16 protein-coding genes are annotated in these 16276 nt (G+C 64.9%); 5 read left to right on the top strand and 11 right to left on the bottom strand.

Annotation, left to right across the window (positions count from 1 at the left end; genetic code table 11):
- Nucleotides 1-124: 124 nt before the first annotated feature.
- Genes I6F12_RS12910 through I6F12_RS12930 form a run of 5 tightly spaced genes read right to left on the bottom strand, consistent with a single transcriptional unit; the run spans nt 125 to nt 4542 of the window.
- Entirely contained in the window at nt 125-739 is a 615-nt protein-coding gene (locus I6F12_RS12910) for a hypothetical protein (protein ID WP_225156480.1), read from the bottom strand.
- Nucleotides 736-1584, bottom strand: a complete 849-nt coding sequence (locus tag I6F12_RS12915; protein WP_225156481.1) for an ABC transporter permease — start codon at nt 1582-1584, stop codon at nt 736-738. The genes I6F12_RS12910 and I6F12_RS12915 overlap by 4 nt, the downstream gene beginning before the upstream one ends.
- Entirely contained in the window at nt 1581-2387 is an 807-nt protein-coding gene (locus tag I6F12_RS12920) for an ABC transporter ATP-binding protein (protein ID WP_225156482.1), read from the bottom strand. Before I6F12_RS12920 ends, I6F12_RS12915 begins: the two co-directional genes overlap by 4 nt.
- Nucleotides 2384-3352, bottom strand: a complete 969-nt coding sequence (locus I6F12_RS12925; RefSeq protein ID WP_225156578.1) for a YVTN family beta-propeller repeat protein — start codon at nt 3350-3352, stop codon at nt 2384-2386. The genes I6F12_RS12920 and I6F12_RS12925 overlap by 4 nt, the downstream gene beginning before the upstream one ends.
- Before the next feature lie 8 nt (nt 3353-3360).
- Complete coding sequence (locus I6F12_RS12930) at nt 3361-4542, bottom strand: ABC transporter substrate-binding protein (protein WP_225156483.1); 1182 nt, start codon at nt 4540-4542, stop codon at nt 3361-3363.
- A gap of 60 nt (nt 4543-4602) precedes the next feature.
- Here I6F12_RS12930 and I6F12_RS12935 point away from each other — a divergent pair, with 60 nt between their 5' ends.
- Nucleotides 4603-5172 carry a DUF3280 domain-containing protein gene (locus tag I6F12_RS12935; protein WP_225156484.1) on the top strand — a complete coding sequence of 190 codons (570 nt, stop codon included), beginning with the start codon at nt 4603-4605 and terminating at the stop codon, nt 5170-5172.
- 159 nt (nt 5173-5331) lie between these two features.
- Here the strand turns inward: I6F12_RS12935 and fghA are convergent, their stop codons facing one another.
- The gene (fghA, locus tag I6F12_RS12940) at nt 5332-6177 is read right to left on the bottom strand and encodes an S-formylglutathione hydrolase (RefSeq protein ID WP_225156485.1); all 846 of its coding nucleotides are present in this window, start codon (nt 6175-6177) and stop codon (nt 5332-5334) included.
- Nucleotides 6178-6246: 69 nt separating this feature from the next.
- Nucleotides 6247-6867, bottom strand: coding sequence for a response regulator transcription factor (locus tag I6F12_RS12945; RefSeq protein WP_225156486.1), 621 nt, complete (start codon nt 6865-6867; stop codon nt 6247-6249).
- Nucleotides 6868-7068: 201 nt separating this feature from the next.
- Between I6F12_RS12945 and I6F12_RS12950 the strand changes: the two genes are divergently transcribed.
- Both I6F12_RS12950 and I6F12_RS12955 read left to right on the top strand, forming a co-directional pair.
- Nucleotides 7069-8421, top strand: a complete 1353-nt coding sequence (locus I6F12_RS12950; protein WP_192893121.1) for a histidine kinase — start codon at nt 7069-7071, stop codon at nt 8419-8421.
- Between the two features lie 164 nt (nt 8422-8585).
- Nucleotides 8586-11057: a TonB-dependent receptor gene (locus I6F12_RS12955; RefSeq protein WP_225156488.1), complete on the top strand. Its 2472-nt coding sequence runs from the start codon at nt 8586-8588 to the stop codon at nt 11055-11057.
- A 4-nt stretch (nt 11058-11061) separates the two neighbouring features.
- Here I6F12_RS12955 and I6F12_RS12960 read toward each other — a convergent pair whose 3' ends face one another.
- From I6F12_RS12960 to I6F12_RS12970, 3 genes are read right to left on the bottom strand one after another with little or no spacing between them, the layout of a single operon-like run.
- Nucleotides 11062-12087: an ABC transporter permease gene (locus I6F12_RS12960; protein WP_036007882.1), complete on the bottom strand. Its 1026-nt coding sequence runs from the start codon at nt 12085-12087 to the stop codon at nt 11062-11064.
- Complete coding sequence (locus I6F12_RS12965; protein ID WP_225156489.1) at nt 12084-13601, bottom strand: sugar ABC transporter ATP-binding protein; 1518 nt, start codon at nt 13599-13601, stop codon at nt 12084-12086. Before I6F12_RS12965 ends, I6F12_RS12960 begins: the two co-directional genes overlap by 4 nt.
- Before the next feature lie 33 nt (nt 13602-13634).
- A complete protein-coding gene (locus I6F12_RS12970; RefSeq protein ID WP_036007875.1) occupies nt 13635-14588 on the bottom strand; it encodes a sugar-binding protein in 954 nt (317 codons plus the stop codon).
- 384 nt (nt 14589-14972) lie between these two features.
- Here I6F12_RS12970 and I6F12_RS12975 point away from each other — a divergent pair, with 384 nt between their 5' ends.
- Together I6F12_RS12975 and I6F12_RS12980 are read left to right on the top strand one after the other, a co-directional pair.
- The gene (locus I6F12_RS12975; protein WP_197424369.1) at nt 14973-15140 is read left to right on the top strand and encodes a hypothetical protein; all 168 of its coding nucleotides are present in this window, start codon (nt 14973-14975) and stop codon (nt 15138-15140) included.
- 61 nt (nt 15141-15201) lie between these two features.
- On the top strand, nt 15202-15609 hold the full coding sequence (locus I6F12_RS12980) for a hypothetical protein (RefSeq protein ID WP_057026612.1): 408 nt from the start codon (nt 15202-15204) through the stop codon (nt 15607-15609).
- Nucleotides 15610-15684: 75 nt separating this feature from the next.
- Here I6F12_RS12980 and I6F12_RS12985 read toward each other — a convergent pair whose 3' ends face one another.
- Nucleotides 15685-16260, bottom strand: coding sequence for a nuclear transport factor 2 family protein (locus I6F12_RS12985; RefSeq protein ID WP_225156490.1), 576 nt, complete (start codon nt 16258-16260; stop codon nt 15685-15687).
- Nucleotides 16261-16276: the final 16 nt, after the last annotated feature.

Below are 16276 nucleotides of genomic sequence, written 5' to 3' on the forward strand. Positions count from 1 at the left end.
ACGTCTTGAGTTCACGTCGACAAGCCATCATAAATCGATTTGGTTCCGGCACATAGCGCGGCGAAAGGTTAACGTTGCCGGGGCGATTGCGGGAACTTTTCGTGAGCGGTCAGCGTAACTGACGCTATTCCATTTCCTGCTGGATGACGCGTCCGAGCGCGAACAGGCGCTGGTCGAGCGAGGTTGGAACCTCGCAGACGAAGCGCACCACCTTGCTACGGTCCTCGAAGATCCGGGTCTTCCAGATCAGCTCGTTGCTGAGCGCCTGGACCTTGGCCTCGTCACGCGGTGTGGCCCCTTGCAGGGCCTGGAGCTGAATTGCCTCCTCGCGGATCTTGTCGGCGGCATCGCGCTGCTTGCGGCTGACTCGCTCGAGTCCGTTCATGACCTGGGAGCGCTGGGCGTTGAGCGTGTCGAACAGGCCGGCGAACAGCAGCTTTGCGTTCGCGGTCTTGTCGGCAGCGGAACCCGCGAGAAACTCCTTCACCAGCTTTTCCGCCTCATCCAGTGGCGTCTTGCGCGCCGCCAGTTTCGCAACGAGCGCGCTGATCTTGGCGTCGTCCTTCCATTTGTTCTGGACGTCGTCGAGCGGCGGACCGCCCCACACGGCCGCCAGCGAGATCTCGGGCACCTTCGCCTGGGTGCACGGCCAGTCCGGATAGCGCGGATCGGCGGCGTGCGCCGTCGTGCTCGCGACAGCGAGCACCAGTACAGAGGTGACCAGAACCCGAACAATCATCCTTCGCCTCCCGCAGGCCCGCGTCGCGCCAGCCCGCGCGAGGGATCATAGGCCAGGATCGCGCCGATCATGAAGACGATTGTGCAAGCAGCGACCACCGCCAGCGAGATCCAGTTGATCTGGCCATACAGCGCGAAACGGATCAGCTCGACCGCATGGGTGAACGGATTGGCCTCGCACAGATAATAGAGATAGGGGTTGCCCTCCTGCACGCGCCAGAGCGGGTAGAGCGCGGAGGAGGCGAAGAACATCGGGAAGATCACGAAGTTCATGATACCGGCGAAGTTCTCCAGCTGTTTGATGCCCGACGAGATCAGCATGCCGAGCGAGCCCAGCATCAGCCCCGACAGGATCAGCGCCGGCAGCACGGTGAGATAGCCCTGGGGCGGCGGGGTGATGTCCCAGAGCCAGGCGATCAGCAGGAACGCATAGACCTGGAGCAGCGATACCGCGGTGCCCGCGAGCAGCTTGCAGAACAACAGGAACCCCCGCGGCAGCGGGCTCACCAGGAGCGTGCGCATGTTGCCCATCTCGCGGTCATAAACCATCGAGAGCGAGGACTGCATGCCGTTGAAGAGCTGGATCATCGCCATCAGCCCGGGCGCGATATAGACCTCGTAGAGGATGTAGGTCTCGTAGGGCGGGATGATGGAGATGCCGAGCACCTGGCGGAAGCCGGCGGCGAAGATGAACAGCCACACCAGAGGCCGCACCAGCGCCGAGACGAAGCGCTCGCGCTGATGCAGGAAGCGCAGGCCCTCGCGCCAGACGATGCCGCTGAGGCAGGTCATGTACTCGGCGAACGAGAAGCCGCGCGGCGCCTCGCGCATTGCGATGCTGCTCATGCGCCGCCTCCAGGCATGGTTTGCGCGCCGGTCAGGCGCATGAAGGCGGTGTTGACGTCTTGCGCGCCTGTTCCGGCGATAACGCGGCTCATCGGCCCCTGCGCCAGCACCTTGCCCTGGTGCAGCACCACGAGATCGTCACCGGGCATGATCTCGTCGAACAGGTGCGTGGCCCAGAGCACGCCGATGCCTTGCTCGGTCACGAGCTGGCGGACGTGGCTGATGATGTCGGCGCGCGCCTTGACGTCGAGGCCGACGGTCGGCTCGTCGAGCAGCAGGAGGCGGGGCCGGTGCAGCAGCGCCCGGGCGATCTCCAGCCGCCGCATCTGTCCGCCCGAGAGATCGCGCACCTTGCTTGCGGCGCGATCGGCAAGACCGATGCGGCCGAGCAGCTCGGCGCTGCGCGCCGAGGCCTCGCGTCGGCCGATGCCGTGCAGCGCCGCGTGGTAGAGCAGGTTCTGCGTCAGCGACAGATCGAGATCGAGCGTGCGCGGCTGGAATACGAGCCCGAGCAGCCGCAGCGCCTCGCCGGGGGTCTTGCTGACGTCGTGCCCGAAAATGCCGACGCGGCCGGACTGGATGCCGAACAGCCGCGTGATCAGCGAGAACAGCGTGCTCTTGCCGGCGCCGTTGAGTCCCAGCAGCGCCGTGAAGCTCGCGGGCTGCACATTGAAAGACACGTTCGTCAATGCGCGCCGCGGACCATAGGCATGGCTGACACCGTCGATCGACAATGCCGGCACCGCGGCCTCTTCGGGTCTCGGCGTCTCCTGGGCTTCGGCGATCGGAGCGGGGCTGGTCATGGCGCGATCGCGACGCCCCAGGGCAGCTCGCCGACCTGAATGGTCTTGATCACCTTCTGCGCGGCGACGTCGATGACGGAGACGTCGTTCGACACACCGTTGGTGGTGAGCAAATATTTCTCGTCCGGCGTGAACGCCATATGCCAGACCCGCTGCCCGACCAGGAGATATTTCGTCACCTTGCGCGAGGCGACGTCGACCACGGCGATGCGGTTGGCGGGGCCGAGCGCGACGAACGCGGTCTTGTCGTCCCTGGTCATGCCGATGCCGACCGGCTGGATCGCCTCCTTGCGCAGGCCCGGGATCTCGAACGTGATCTTGCCGATCACCTCGTGCTTTTTGGGGTCGATGATCGAGACGGTGCCGCCGATCTCCGAGGACACCCACACCTCGGAAGAATCATGCTTGTACTCGGCGTAGCGCGGCCGCGCGTCCACCAGCACGTTGGCGACGATCTGGCGCGAGGCGGTGTCGATGAAATGCGCCATGTTGGTGGTTTCCGAGGTGTTGATCAGCGTCTTGCCGTCCGGACTGATGGTCATGCCCTCGGGCTCGACACCGACCTGGATGTCGCCGAGCCGGGCGCGCTTCTCGAGGTCGATCACCGTCACCGTGTTGTCGTTCTCGTTGGCGACGTAGAGCATCTTGCCGGCGGCATCCTGCGCGAACAGCTCGGGGTCGGGTCCGGAGGGCAGGCTGTCCACCACGGTTTGGGTCTTGGCGTCGATCACCTGGATGGTGTCATCGTCGCCGACCGCGACCATCACGAACTTGCCGTCGCGGGTAAGGTCGATGCCGCGCGGACGCTGGCCGACCTTGATGGTCTTGGTCACGGTCCAGCTGTCGGTATCGATCACCGAGACCGTATTGCTCTTCTCGTTCGAGACATAGGCGATGAACGCATGCGCTGGGGCTGCCGCCAGCGCCAATGCGGAGAGAAGTCCAACACGCCACATCCGCGACATCTGCATCCTCATTTCAGCTTGCATTTGCTCTCCGGGCGATCGTAGCCGAGCGTGTCGAGCTCGGAGACCTGGTGCAGGAATCCTTCCTGCGGCGATACCGACACCACCATGCGGCCGTCGACCAGGAGGATCGGCTGGCGCAGCTGCAGGTTCCAGTCGCGCAAGGTCAGCCGCGTGCCCTTGAAGGCGGCGACCGAGAAATCCGGGCCCTTGATGAAATCGGTGACCTTCCTGACCTCGCCGGAATTGGTGCGCGAGGTGGCTTCGCCGATCATGCGCACCGCCGTCCAGGCCTGCATGTCGCGCGCGGTCATCCGGCGCAAATTCAGCTTGATGAAGCGGTTCTGCATCTGGATCGCGCCCCACTGATCCTGCGATGCGTCCCAGCTGCGCGGCACGAGGCCGGCCGAGCCGGCGACCGGGCGCGGATCCCAGGTGCGATAGGGCAGATAAGAGCCGAACACCTCGCTCTCGTCGGCGGCGACCAGCACGTCATAGGCCGGTGCCTGCTGCGTGAAGACGGGGATCTGACGCTGGATCTGCGCCACGCCGCTATCGGTGCGCCGCGCGCCGCCCTTGTCCTCGAAGGTCCGCTCCTGCACGATCTTGGCGCCGAACCGCGCCGCGGTGCGCCTGATAGCATCCGCGAACAGCTTGTCCTCGTCGTGCGAGCCGACCACCAGCAGCCAGCGCGACCACTTCTTCCACACCAGATATTGGCCGAGCGCATCCGCCAGCATCGCACGCGTCGGCGCGGTGTGGATGACGTTGGCGCGGCAATCGGTCTCGCGCAGCCGCTCGTCGATCGCGCCGGCGTTGAACAGCAGCGTGCCGCGGTCGCGCAAGGCGTCCGCGACCTTCAACAGCGCATCGGCGGGCAGGTCGGCGATGATGAAGCCGTTCTTCTCGGCGAGCGCGGTCGCAGCCTGCGCCACGTCCTCGCCTTCCCTGATGCGGCGCTCCTCCAGCGTGAAGCGCTGGCCGGTGAATTTCCCGGTGGTGTTGTTGTCCTCGATGGCAAGGCGCGCGCCGGCGAGGCCGTCGTTCTCGGCAGGCTGCTCGGCGAGCGACAGCGGTGATCGGGTGCCGGCGATTGCGAGATAGCCGACGCCGATCGTGACGGGATCGGCCGCAAGCGCGCTCGTCGCGGCAAGACCAAAGCCGATCAGGCCGGCCAACCATCGGATCATGTTTCCTCCAGACGATCTCCCCGGCTTGACCGCCGGTGAAGAATTGTCTCTGCTTCAAGCATGACCAATTTGTCAGGCCGTGCAACCCCGCATTTCGTCCCCGCGCGCGCGAAGCCGGGCATCACGATCATGCGAGCATTGTTGGCAACCGCAGCATTGCTGTGGACGGGGGCGGGCGCGCTCGCCGATCCACCGAAGCTCGCGGTGTTCGATTTCGAGTTGGTCGACACCAGCCTGCCGGGCGAGTTCTACGGCTCCAAGCCGGAAGAGGCGCGGCTCATGCGCATCAGCGAGCAGCTGCGCAAGGAGCTGGCAGAGTCGGGCCGGTTCCAGGTGCTTGACATCGCGCCGGTACGGGAGGCCGCCCGTGGCGCGAACCTGCAGGCCTGCGGCGGCTGCGACCTCAAGCTCGCCGGCCAGCTCGGCGCCGATCTGGAGATCACCGGCCTCGTGCAGAAGGTCTCCAACCTGATCATCAATCTCAACATCTATCTGCGCGACGTGAAGACCGGCAACATGGTCGCGGTCGCCAGCGCCGACATGCGCGGCAACACGGATGAATCCTGGTCGCGCACGACGAGCTATCTCATCCGCAACCGCCTGCTGGCGCCGAATTACGGGAAGCCGTGAAGAGGTTTTCCCTCTCCCCTTGTGGGAGAGGGTGGCTCGCCGCGTAGCGGCGAGACGGGTGAGGGGTTTCCATCCCCACGAATGGTCGTGCGAGCGGAGAGAACCCCTCATCCGGCGCTTCGCGCCACCTTCTCCCGCAAGGGGAGAAGGAGAAAGACATCACCCCTTCAGCCTCTCCGCATGCCAGTGCAGGTGATCGCTCATGAAGGTCGAGATGAAATAATAGCTGTGGTCGTAGCCCGCCTGGCGCCGCAGCGTCAGCGGGATGCCGGCCTTGGCGCAGGCGGCCTCGAGCAGCTCCGGCCTGAGCTGCTCCTTCAGGAAATTGTCGGCCTCGCCGACGTCGACCAGGAAGCCGGAGAACTTGGCACCGTCCTCGATCAGCGCCACCGTGTCGTGGTTGCGCCAAGACTCCTTGTTCGGTCCGAGATAGCCGGTCAGCGCCTTGATGCCCCAGGGCACGAGCGAGGGCGCCACGATCGGCGCGAACGCGCTGGCTGCGCGAAAGCGGTGCGGATTGCGCAGCGCCACCGTCAGCGCGCCGTGGCCGCCCATCGAGTGGCCCATCACCGATTGCCGCCTGGCATCGACCGGAAAGCTCTCCGCAACCAGCTTCGGCAGCTCGTCCGTGACGTAGCTCCACATGCGATAATTGCGCGCGAACGGCTCTTGCGTGGCGTCCACATAGAAGCCGGCCCCGAGGCCAAAATCATAGGCGTTGTTGGCATCGCCCGGCACATCGGGCCCGCGCGGTGAGGTGTCGGGCGCGACGAAGATCAGGCCGAGCTCGGCACAGGCCTTGCGGAATTCGCCCTTCTCGGTGACGTTGGCATGCGTGCAGGTGAGGCCGGAGAGATACCAAACCACGGGCAGCCTGGCCCCGTCCGCATGCGGCGGGATATAGACCGAGAACACCATGTCGGTTCCGGTCACCTGGCTGGCATGGCGATAGACGCCCTGCACGCCGCCATGGGATTTGTTGGTCGAGACAGTCTGAATCGTCATGCCTAAGAGCTCCGTGGCATCTCACCACATCAAGATTGCAACGCTTGTGTGACCGAATTCGTGGCGTGGTCAGGCGACACCGCTGTCGATCGCCAGCCGCACCAGCTCCACCGAGGTCTTCACCCCGAGCTTCTGGCGCATGATGGACGAGGTATTGGCCACCGTCTTGTAGGACGATTGCACCAGCCACGCGATCTCGGACAGGCTCTTGCCGGCGCTGAGCAGCCGCAGAATCTCCATCTCGCGCGCGTTCAGCTTCGTCAGCGGGTTTTGCGCCAGCGTGGGTCCGGCGAAGGCGATGCTGCGCGCGATCGCGGTCGGAAGATAGGTGCCGCCGCTTCCGACGGCGCGGATCGCCTCGACGAGGTCGTCGGGGTCGCCGGTCTTGGAGACGTAGCCCTTGGCGCCGCACTCGATCGCACGCGCGGCGAAGGCGGGGTCGTCATTCATGCTGAACATGATGATGCGCGCCTCGGGCGCGCGCTCTAGGATGCGGCGCGCGAGCTCGAAGCCGGAGACGGTTGGCAAATTTATGTCGATGATGCAGAGGTCGGGACGTTCGACGATGAAGACGCACTCGCCGTCCTCGGCGTCGGCGGCTTCCAAGATTTCGATCTCGCCTTCGTCGGCCAGCACGGCACGGCAGCCGGAGGCGACGATGGGATGATCGTCGACGATCAGAATGCGCATAGGCGTTCCCCGCGACAGCCCGTTCCCTTGGAGCTTGCCTGTTCTGCGCCGCATGAGACTGACCAGGCAAGACGCGCGTCTCGTGTCGGCTCATGCAACCCGGCTGGGATTGCTGTACGCTTCCGATTAGATATCGGGCGGTTCGCCTCTGTCAACGTCGTCGGACAGGCGCCAACCCTTCGCGAGGCACGAGCAAGACCAATGTGGCAGAATCTTTCCTTGCGCGGGCGCATCAATCTCTTGCTGGCGCTGCTGCTGGCGCTGGGGCTCGCGGTCAATATCGGCCGGCAGATCGCCGAGGCCGGCCCGCGCGTGCAGGCCGAGGACCAGAGCGTGATCCGCCTCGCGCGCGAATTCATCGAGATGATCGTTGCCGATCTCAACGAGGCACCCGATCCTGATGCCAGGCTGAACCAGATCGCCCGCGATCTCAGCCGCCTGCGCCATGTCAGCATCGCGCTGCACGATTCCGGTGGGAACCCGCTGACGCCCCGCCGGCTTGGCTCCGATGTCGACACGCGTGCCCCGCCGGCCTGGTTCGTCAGCCTGGTCCATCCGGAGCAGACCGCGGTCAGCGTGCCGGTCTCGATTCGCGGCAAGCCCGGCTCGCTCGTGATCACCTCGCATCCCGACGACGAGATCGCCGAGATCTGGGACGGCATCGTGACCCAGCTCGAGGTCGGCTCGGTAATCGCGCTTGCGCTGTTTTTCCTGATGATGAAGGTGGTCGGCCGTGCCCTGGCACCGTTACAGTCGCTGGCGGACGCCATGGGGAAGCTCGAAAGCGGACATTACGAGGCCCGCGTCGCGCCGGGCGGCGCGCCGGAGCTCGCGGCGATCTGCACCAGGCTCAACCATCTTGCCGCGACGCTTGGTGAAGCGGTCGAGGACAAGCGGCGCCTCGCCGAGCGCGCGGTGTCGCTGCAGGACATCGAGCGCAAGGAGATCGCGCGCGAATTGCACGACGAGTTCGGACCCTATCTGTTCTCGCTGCGCGCGCATGCGAGCGCGCTGGCGAAGCAGGCGGACGGACGCGAGCCGAGTGCGGATGCCGTGCGCAAACATGGCAGCGCCATGCTGGAGCAGATCAATGCACTCCAGCAGTTCAATCGCCGCGTGCTGGAGCGTCTTCGGCCCGTGGGCCTTGCCGAGCTCGGCCTGCGCCAGGCGCTCGAATCCCTGTCGCGGCTGTGGCGGGAGTCGCATCCCGACGTTGCGATCGAGACCTCGATCTCGCCGGCGCTGGGCCCCACCGGCGAGACCGCCGATCTCACCATCTACCGCATCGTGCAGGAGGCGCTCACCAATGTGTTCCGCCACGCCGGTGCGACCTCGGTCAGCGTCGTCATCGAACCGGTCGAGCAGGCCGGCGGCCGCTTCTGCGCCCGGGTGCGGGTCAGCGACGACGGCCGCGGCATGGAGCCAGGCCAGAAGCTCGGCTTCGGCCTCGTCGGCATGCGCGAGCGGATCCTGGCGCTCGGCGGCACGCTCAATGTGGTCTCGGGTGAGGGCGGTGTGACCGTGGAAGCGCTGGTGCCGACAGCGGCAACCTGATCGCATCCAAAGCGATCGGGAAAAATTCCCGATTTGGTCGGGAAAATGGGTGTGGATAGGGTCCGACCTTTTGTGGCTGGCGTCCCCATTGCGGCCGAATAAACTCGCCTCGACCAATCGGCGGAACATCAAAACAGCCGGTGGTCACGGATGGGAAGGCGGGGATGGGCAAGGTTGTTTCGTTCAAGCGTGCTTTGTTGATGGCTTCGGTGTCGACCGGGCTGGTATCGGGCTTGGTCTGTGCGACCCCTGCCGGGGCCGCGCCGGACGAGGAGACCAACGTCCAGAACCTGCCGCCGGTCGAGGTGACCGCACCACCTTCGGCAGCGCGGCGCGCGGCGCCGTCGCGACCGGTTGCGCGGATAGGGGCGCCGGGATCCGCAGCTCCGAGGACACGCCTTTACGTCTATCCGACCTCGCCGGGCACCGGCCGGGGTCTCGATGTCGACAAGGTTCCGTCGGCGATCAATGCCGTCGATGCCAACCAGATCAGGCGCACCGGTTCGCTGAACGTCACGGACGCGCTGCGCGACAACATCGCCGGCATCAACATCAGCGAAGTCACCGGCAATCCGTTCCAGCCGGATGTCGAATTCCGCGGCTTCGTCGCTTCGCCCGTGACGGGCACGCCGCAAGGCCTTGCGGTGTACCAGAACGGCGTCCGCATCAACGAGGCCTTCTCGGACGCCGTCAATTGGGACCTGATTCCGACGGCTGCGATCAGGTCGGTGACGCTGGTGACCAACAATCCGGCCTTCGGCCTCAATGCACTCGGCGGCGCGATCAACCTGCAAATGAAGGACGGCTTCACCTATCAGGGCGCCGAGCTCGACCTCATGGGCGGATCGTTCGGCCGCATCCAGGGCTCGGCGCAATGGGGCAAGCAGGTCGACCAGAACTTCGCCGTCTACGGTGCGCTCGAAGGACTGCGCGACAACGGCTTCCGCAATTTTTCCCAATCGACCGTGCGGCGCTTCTACGGCGATGTCGGCTACAGGGCCGGCGACAGCGAATTCCACGCCAATATGGGCGTGGCCAAGAACGATTTCGGCGCCAGCGCCACGGTCCCGGCCGAGCTGCTCGACAGATATTGGGGCGCGACCTACACCACGCCGCAGACCACCTCCAATCGCGTCGGCTATCTCAACCTGACCGGCAAGGTCGACGCGACGCCGACCTGGACGCTCGAAGGCACCGCGCGTGTGCGCAGGTACGAGCAAAAGGTGGTCGACGGCAACCCGACCGACGTGGAGGAGTGCGCTGCAGATCCGGCGCTGCTCTGCTTTGGCGACGACACCTCACCCGCCTACGGCGCGGGCGGCGTGCAGCTTGCCAACCCATTTGCGCCGGGCACGATCCTCGGCGCGATCGACCGCGGCTCGATCCGTTCGACCACGTTCGGCGTGTCGGGGCAGGCCACCAACACCGACCAGTTGTTCGGTCATGACAACCGCTTTGTGGTGGGCGCAACCTATGACGCCAGCGTCACGCGCTACAACGCCTCCTCCGAAATCGGCTCGATGGGAGAGAACTACGTCGTCAGCGGCAGCGGCGTTTTCCTGGGAGCGACTCCTGTGGCGGACCCCGTCGCCGGCCCGGTCTCGCTGCGGACCGTCAATCAGTATAACGGCCTCTACGCGATGGATACGTTCAACGTCACGGATGCCTTCGCCATCACGGGGGGCGGCCGCTTCAATGCGGCGCGGATCACGTTGGAAGATCAGCTTGGGACTGCGCTCAACGGCGATCACACCTTCACGCGTTTCAATCCGATCATCGGCGGCACCTACAGGATCACGCCGGAATTGACCGCCTATGCCGGCTACTCCGAGGCCAACCGCGTCCCGACGCCGCTCGAGCTCGGCTGCTCCGATCCGGCCCGTCCCTGTCTGATCGCGGCGTTTCTGGTCTCCGATCCGCCGCTCAAGCAGGTCGTCTCCAAGACCGTGGAGGCCGGTTTCCGGGGCACCAAGGAGTTGAACATCGGCACCCTCGGATGGAAGATCGGCGGCTTTCGCGCCACCAACCACGACGACATCATGGCGGTGCCGGTCGTTGGCCGGACTGGTTTCGGCTATTTTTCGAACGTAGGCCGCACCCGGCGGCAGGGGCTCGAAGCCGAAGTCAACATCAAGTCTCCGACGCTGCAGTTCCAGGCGAGTTACGCGTTCGTCGATGCCCGCTTCCTTGATCCGCTCGAGCTCGGCTCGGAAAGCCCGTTTGCCGACGATACTTCCGAGACCATTCAGGTCAGGCCCGGAAACCAGATCCCGGCAGTCCCGCGCCACCGCGTCAAGGTCGGCGTCGACTATGCCGTGACCGACGTCTGGAAGGTCGGCGGCAACGCGCTGTTCGTCTCCAGCCAGTATCTGGTCGGCGACGAGTCCAACCAGTTCGCGAAGCTGCCGTCCTACACGGTGTTCAATCTCCACACCTCCTATCAGGTCGCGAAGAACGTCCAGCTCTACGGCCGCGTCGACAACATCTTCGACAAGCGTTACGTGACCTACGGCCAGTTCTTCGACCGCGACGCCTTGCCCAACTTCACCAATGGCGGCGCGGATTTCACCGACCCGCGCTCGCTGAGCCCGGCAAGGCCGCGCGCGTTTTACGCGGGGTTGCGGGTGACGTTCTAGATTTTCACTCCACCTTCACGCGCTCGAGCGGAGCCGCAGCGACGCTCGCCTGCTCCCGGCCTTTGGCCGCACTCGCGCGGTGGCGTCGCTGCACCAGATATTGATCGCCGAGCACACCGACCAGGATCACCGTTCCCATCACCGCGAAATTGAGCGAGCTCGGAATGCCCAGCAGGTTGACGAGATTCTGCAGCACCTGGAGCAGCACGGTGCCGAGCACGACGCCGATGATCGAGCCTTCGCCGCCGCGCAAGGAGCAGCCGCCGAGCACGGCGGCCGCGATGGCGTAGAGCTCGTAGAACGAGCCGTGCACCGCCGGCGAAATCGACCGGGTGTACATCGCGATCAGGATCGCCGAAAACGCAGTCAGCCCGCCACAGATGACATAGGCCGAGATGATCACGCGGTTGGTGCGAATGCCGGAGTAGCGTGCCGCTTCCTCGTTCTTGCCGACGGCAAGGAGATAGCGGCCGAACACCGAGCGGTGAAGCACCACCCAGGCGATCACGGCCACCACGGCGAGCGCCACCACGCTGTGCGGCAGCGGGAATCCGAGCACGTTTGTGCGGCCGGCGGCCAGCCATTCCAGCATCGGAAAGCTCGCGCCGAAGCCGAAGCCCGCCGTCGCGTCCTCGGTGTAATAGCGCGCCGCGCCGCGATAGATCAGAAGGCCGCACAGCGTGACCACGAAAGCCTGGATCCGCATCCTGGTCACCAGCGTGCCATGAACCAGGCCGATCACGAGCCCGGCCGCGACGATCATCGCGAGGGCTACGACCCAGTTGACGTCGTGATTGACGATCAGGTCGATGAACAGGACGCCCAGCAGTGCGATCACCGAACCCACCGACAGCTCGATCCCGCCGATGATGATGATGAAGGCTTCGGCGATGGAGAAGATGCCGAACAGCCCGATCTGGTTGGCGGTGTTCGAGAGATTGCCGACGTACAGGAATCTCGGATTGATCAGGGCGACAACGGTCCCGACCACCAGAATCAGAACGAGAAGGCTCAGGTCTTTCTTGCTCAAGGTCCCTCCGCCGTGATTGTGTGGCCAACGGCAAGCTGCAGCACATTGTGCTCACTGAACTGGCTGCGATCAAGGAAGCCCGAGATCGCGCCTTCATGCATCACCGCGAGCCGGTCGCTGACCCCGATCACCTCCTCCATGTCGCTGGAGATCATCAGGATCGCCACCCCGGCATCGGTCAGGCGGCGCAGCATGCCGTAGATTTCCTGCTTGGCTCCGACGTCGACCCCACGCGTCGGCTCGTCGACGATCAGCACCTTCGGCCGCATCGACAGCCATTTGGCGAGCACGACCTTCTGCTGGTTGCCTCCCGACAGCGAGCCGACGGCGGTCTTGACGTCGGGCGCGCGGATTTTTAGGCGCTCCCGCTGACGCACCGCGTTCTCGTTCTCGCGATCCGTATCCACCAGCCAGAAGCGCATATAGGACGCCAGATCCGGCAGCGAGATGTTTTCGGCGATCGAGACGTCGAGCAGCAGGCCGGCGCCCTTGCGGTCCTCCGGAACGAGATAGATGCCTTGCTCGATGGCGGCCCGTGGGCTTGCGATACGGATCGGCTCGCCATCGAGACGTATCGTGCCGCCACGCAGTGGGTCGATGCCGAAGACGGCGCGGGCGAACTCGGTGCGGCCGGACCCGACGAGACCGGCAAGCCCGAGGATCTCGCCGCGGCGGACCGACAGGCTCACGGCCCGGCCGGGATAGGTGTCGGTGACGGCATCGACGATCTCCAGCACGCTGGCGCCGGGCGGCGCGGCCGGCGGAACGTAGAGCGATTTCAGGTCGCGGCCGATCATCAAGCGGATCATCGCCGCCGGAGAGAGCTCCGCACGCGTCAGCGCGCCGACCACGCGACCGTCGCGCAGCACGACCGCACGGTCGGCGCACTGCATCACCTCGTTGAGCCGATGCGTGATGAAGATGATGCTGACGCCGTGGGCTTTCAGGCCGGCCACGGTGCGCATCAGGCGGTCCGTCTCGGCGAGCGTCAGGCTCGAGGTCGGCTCGTCCATGATGACGAGACGAGCGTCGAGCGAAAGCGCCTTCATGATCTCGACCAGCTGGCGCTGCGCCAGCGACAGGTCGGCGAGCGGCGCATCGGCCGCGAAATCGCAGCCCAGCCGCTCCAGCAGCGGCGCGACATCGGCATACATCCGTTTGCGGTCGATCAGCCGCAAGGGCCCGCCGTGCACGGGCTCGCGGCCGATGAAGACGTTGCCGGCGACATCGAGATTGTCGAACAGGTTCAGTTCCTGATGGACGAAGGCGATGCCCGCCTTGATCGCATCCGCCACGGTGAGCGAAGATCGCGCGGCGCCATCGACACGAATAAAGCCGCCGCTGGGCTCCACGACCCCGCCGAGCACGCGCATCAGCGTCGACTTGCCGGCGCCGTTCTCGCCGATCAGCGCAACGACCTCGCCGGGCGACACTTGGAGACCGACGTGGTCGAGAGCGACCACGCCTGGATAGCTCTTGCTGATGTCGACCAGTTCGAGAAACGGTTCTGGCATGGCAGGCTGCACGGCGGGCAGCGCGGATCTCTCCTATTTCTTCAGCATCTGCTTCATCGAGGCCATGAACTCGTCGACATTCGCCTTTTCGATGACCTTGCCGGGCACGATGATGATACCGTTAGCCGGAATGCCGGACTTGTTGCCGCCGATGTAGTTCGCCATCAGCTTCATGCCCTGATAGCCCCATTCGAACGGCTGCTGCACCACCGTGCCGACGATGCTGCCTTCCTTGACGCCACCGAGCGTAATCGGATCCTCGTCGAAGCCGATGATCTTGATCTTGCCGAGCTTGCCGGCCTCCTTGAGCACCTCGTAGATCCGCGGTGTGTTGTAGGAGTAGAAGCCGACGAGGCAGCTCACATCGGGCATGGCGGCGAGGATGTCCTCGACGTTGCGCTTGGCGCGGGTCTGGTCGATCTCGTCGCCGCGAACGTCGACGAGCTCGACCTTCGAGCCTTTGAGCGTCTCCTTCACGCCTTCGATGCGCTCGCGTGCGTTGTCGGCGCCGGGTAGGCCGACGAAGCCGACGCATTTGCCGCCGTTCGGCAGCGCCTTGACCATCAGCTTTCCTGCCTCCTTGCCGAGGTCGGTGTTGGAGGAGCCGATATAGGCCACGCGCTTGGATTTCGGCGCGTCGCTGTCGGTGGTGAACAGCACGGTCTGGGACGCAACCTTGTTGAGATGCTCGGTCTGGTTCTTTGGATCGACTGCGCTGACCATGATGCCGGCGGCACCGGCGGCGACGAGGTCGTCCATCACGCGCTGCTGCACGGCGGCTGCAGCCTGTTCCGGATATTTGAACTGGAGCTCGTAGTTGGGCAGCTCGCCCTGCGCCTTCTTCATCCCGGCCTCGGCGATCTTCCAGAAGTCGGACGCCCCGTTGACGACGAAGGCCAGAACCTTCTTGTCCGCCGCATCCGTCGGGCCGACACCCGCTGCGATCGCGAAGGCAACAGACACACCTGCAACCAAGAGACGCTGCATATCATTCCTCCCCTAAGGCGGTCGGCCCTTTTTGATGGCCAACTCTGCTTGAACCCAGATTGGGCGCATGCCTCACCCCCAGCGGCACGGCAATCAGCCGCTACCCGCATCGTTGCGGCAGAGGCGGGTCACCAACCCGGCCGGCGAGGTGAAATGAGGCACGTACCTCAAGCTAGCAGAAGCCCGCCGCGCACGCAATTGGAAGCAACGGTCTGGACGTCAACCGCTGCGCTCAGGCTGGTGTCGCCGGTCCCACGGCAGCCTTTTCGGGCAATCCGCAAGCCGGCCGCGCCTTTAACCGACTGGAAACCATCGCAAATGATCTGAAAATTGTAACGAAACTCTCCGCCCGTCTCCGCGTCGGTTCGCCGGAGGGCAAGTCTCATGACAGAGCGCCAGTTGAGAGAGCAGGAATTCCAGATTGCGCGGTACCGGGATCTGGAGCGCGAGGTGACCGATCCGCTTGCAGCGTGTCTGCTTCACAGCATCATCGAGGAGCTCGAGGCCGAGCTGCGCAAGCAAAGACCGGATTGGCACGGGCCCGGTCATTAACCGTTTATTGGCGCTAATGATGCCAATTGTTGGCGTGGGAATACCAGGGGAGGCTGCTCCCATGCTGAAGGACGGCACCTACGCGGCGTGGTACAAGACGCCGCTCGACCATGGTACCGGGATCGTCCATGTCGCAGACGGCCAGATCTGGGGCCGTGACAGCCTGATGACCTATCACGGCACCTGCCAGATCGATGGGGATCGCTTCACCGCAACCGTATTGACGAAGCGTCACACCGACGGACGCGCCACCGTGTTCGGCAACGATCAAGAGCTGACGTTGACGATCGAGGGAAGCTGCCCTGGCAAGATCGCGACCTACACCGCGACGGCACCTCAGGCGCCGGGCATGATCCTCCACGGAACGCTCATCCTCAGGGAACAACAGCCGCCGCCACCTGAACCACCAGGGCAGATGCCGGCATTCAATCCCGACAAGCTGCCGAAATTGCCGAAGCGCTCGCGCTGAACATCGCGACGAAATCGCACGTCGTCTCGACTGGCCGCCGGCCGGCTCCGAATCCAGCTCATCTGCAGCGCTTCGTCATTTTTCCTCCGGCCATCCCCGGGCGAGTATCGCCGCCTGTTGCAAGGTGATGCTTCGGACCAGCGGGTCCGCATGACGGTGCACGAGTTGCCAATCCGTGCCGTCCTTGCGGTAGACTTCGGTCACGCGCAGCGACCAGTCTTGAGCCGGCAACCCGCCCACCTCGGCGCGCTGGCGCTCGACCATGACGAGAGCGACGAGCGCGTCGGATGCATAGGTTTGCAAAACCTCAAGTTCGGTTTGGCCTTCCCTGAAGTATCGGGAGAGGGCAGCCAGACGCTGGGGACTAGCGTCGAATCCCCGACTCGTAGGCCCGCCGAAGGGCTGCATCAGCGTGAAATCGGGCGCGATGCGGACAAGCTGGGACCAGCGATCCACATCGCCACGCATGAAGGCGGCATTCTTCTCGCGGGCGCGTTCGACGAGGCCTGCTATCGCGTCGCTTCCAGCGGCCGCATCGGCCGAAAGCTGACCGGACAGGGGAATTGCTGCGGTAGCGGCCATCATCGAGCGCCGCGATATCTTTTCCTGCTCGCATGGCCGCCTGTTCAGCCCGGACGGTTTGTTGGTCATTTCTCAGCTCCTGATC

Origin of the sequence: Bradyrhizobium sp. IC4059 (assembly GCF_020193615.1) — a bacterium.
In the GTDB taxonomy this organism is placed as follows: Bacteria; Pseudomonadota; Alphaproteobacteria; order Rhizobiales; family Xanthobacteraceae; genus Bradyrhizobium; species Bradyrhizobium yuanmingense.

Excerpts from the sequence above, each read along its gene's own strand:
- I6F12_RS12915 (WP_225156481.1), bottom strand. The coding sequence starts at position 1,584 with ATGAGCAGCATCGCAATGCGCGAGGCGCCGCGCGGCTTCTCGTTCGCC.
- I6F12_RS12910 (WP_225156480.1), bottom strand. The coding sequence starts at position 739 with ATGATTGTTCGGGTTCTGGTCACCTCTGTACTGGTGCTCGCTGTCGCG.
- I6F12_RS12980 (WP_057026612.1), top strand. The coding sequence starts at position 15,202 with ATGCTGAAGGACGGCACCTACGCGGCGTGGTACAAGACGCCGCTCGAC.
- I6F12_RS12950 (WP_192893121.1), top strand. The coding sequence starts at position 7,069 with ATGTGGCAGAATCTTTCCTTGCGCGGGCGCATCAATCTCTTGCTGGCG.
- I6F12_RS12945 (WP_225156486.1), bottom strand. The coding sequence starts at position 6,867 with ATGCGCATTCTGATCGTCGACGATCATCCCATCGTCGCCTCCGGCTGC.
- I6F12_RS12925 (WP_225156578.1), bottom strand. The coding sequence starts at position 3,352 with ATGTCGCGGATGTGGCGTGTTGGACTTCTCTCCGCATTGGCGCTGGCG.
- I6F12_RS12930 (WP_225156483.1), bottom strand. The coding sequence starts at position 4,542 with ATGATCCGATGGTTGGCCGGCCTGATCGGCTTTGGTCTTGCCGCGACG.
- I6F12_RS12985 (WP_225156490.1), bottom strand. The coding sequence starts at position 16,260 with ATGACCAACAAACCGTCCGGGCTGAACAGGCGGCCATGCGAGCAGGAA.
- I6F12_RS12965 (WP_225156489.1), bottom strand. The coding sequence starts at position 13,601 with ATGCCAGAACCGTTTCTCGAACTGGTCGACATCAGCAAGAGCTATCCA.
- fghA (WP_225156485.1), bottom strand. The coding sequence starts at position 6,177 with ATGACGATTCAGACTGTCTCGACCAACAAATCCCATGGCGGCGTGCAG.
- I6F12_RS12970 (WP_036007875.1), bottom strand. The coding sequence starts at position 14,588 with ATGCAGCGTCTCTTGGTTGCAGGTGTGTCTGTTGCCTTCGCGATCGCA.
- I6F12_RS12955 (WP_225156488.1), top strand. The coding sequence starts at position 8,586 with ATGGGCAAGGTTGTTTCGTTCAAGCGTGCTTTGTTGATGGCTTCGGTG.
- I6F12_RS12935 (WP_225156484.1), top strand. The coding sequence starts at position 4,603 with ATGACCAATTTGTCAGGCCGTGCAACCCCGCATTTCGTCCCCGCGCGC.
- I6F12_RS12975 (WP_197424369.1), top strand. The coding sequence starts at position 14,973 with ATGACAGAGCGCCAGTTGAGAGAGCAGGAATTCCAGATTGCGCGGTAC.
- I6F12_RS12920 (WP_225156482.1), bottom strand. The coding sequence starts at position 2,387 with ATGACCAGCCCCGCTCCGATCGCCGAAGCCCAGGAGACGCCGAGACCC.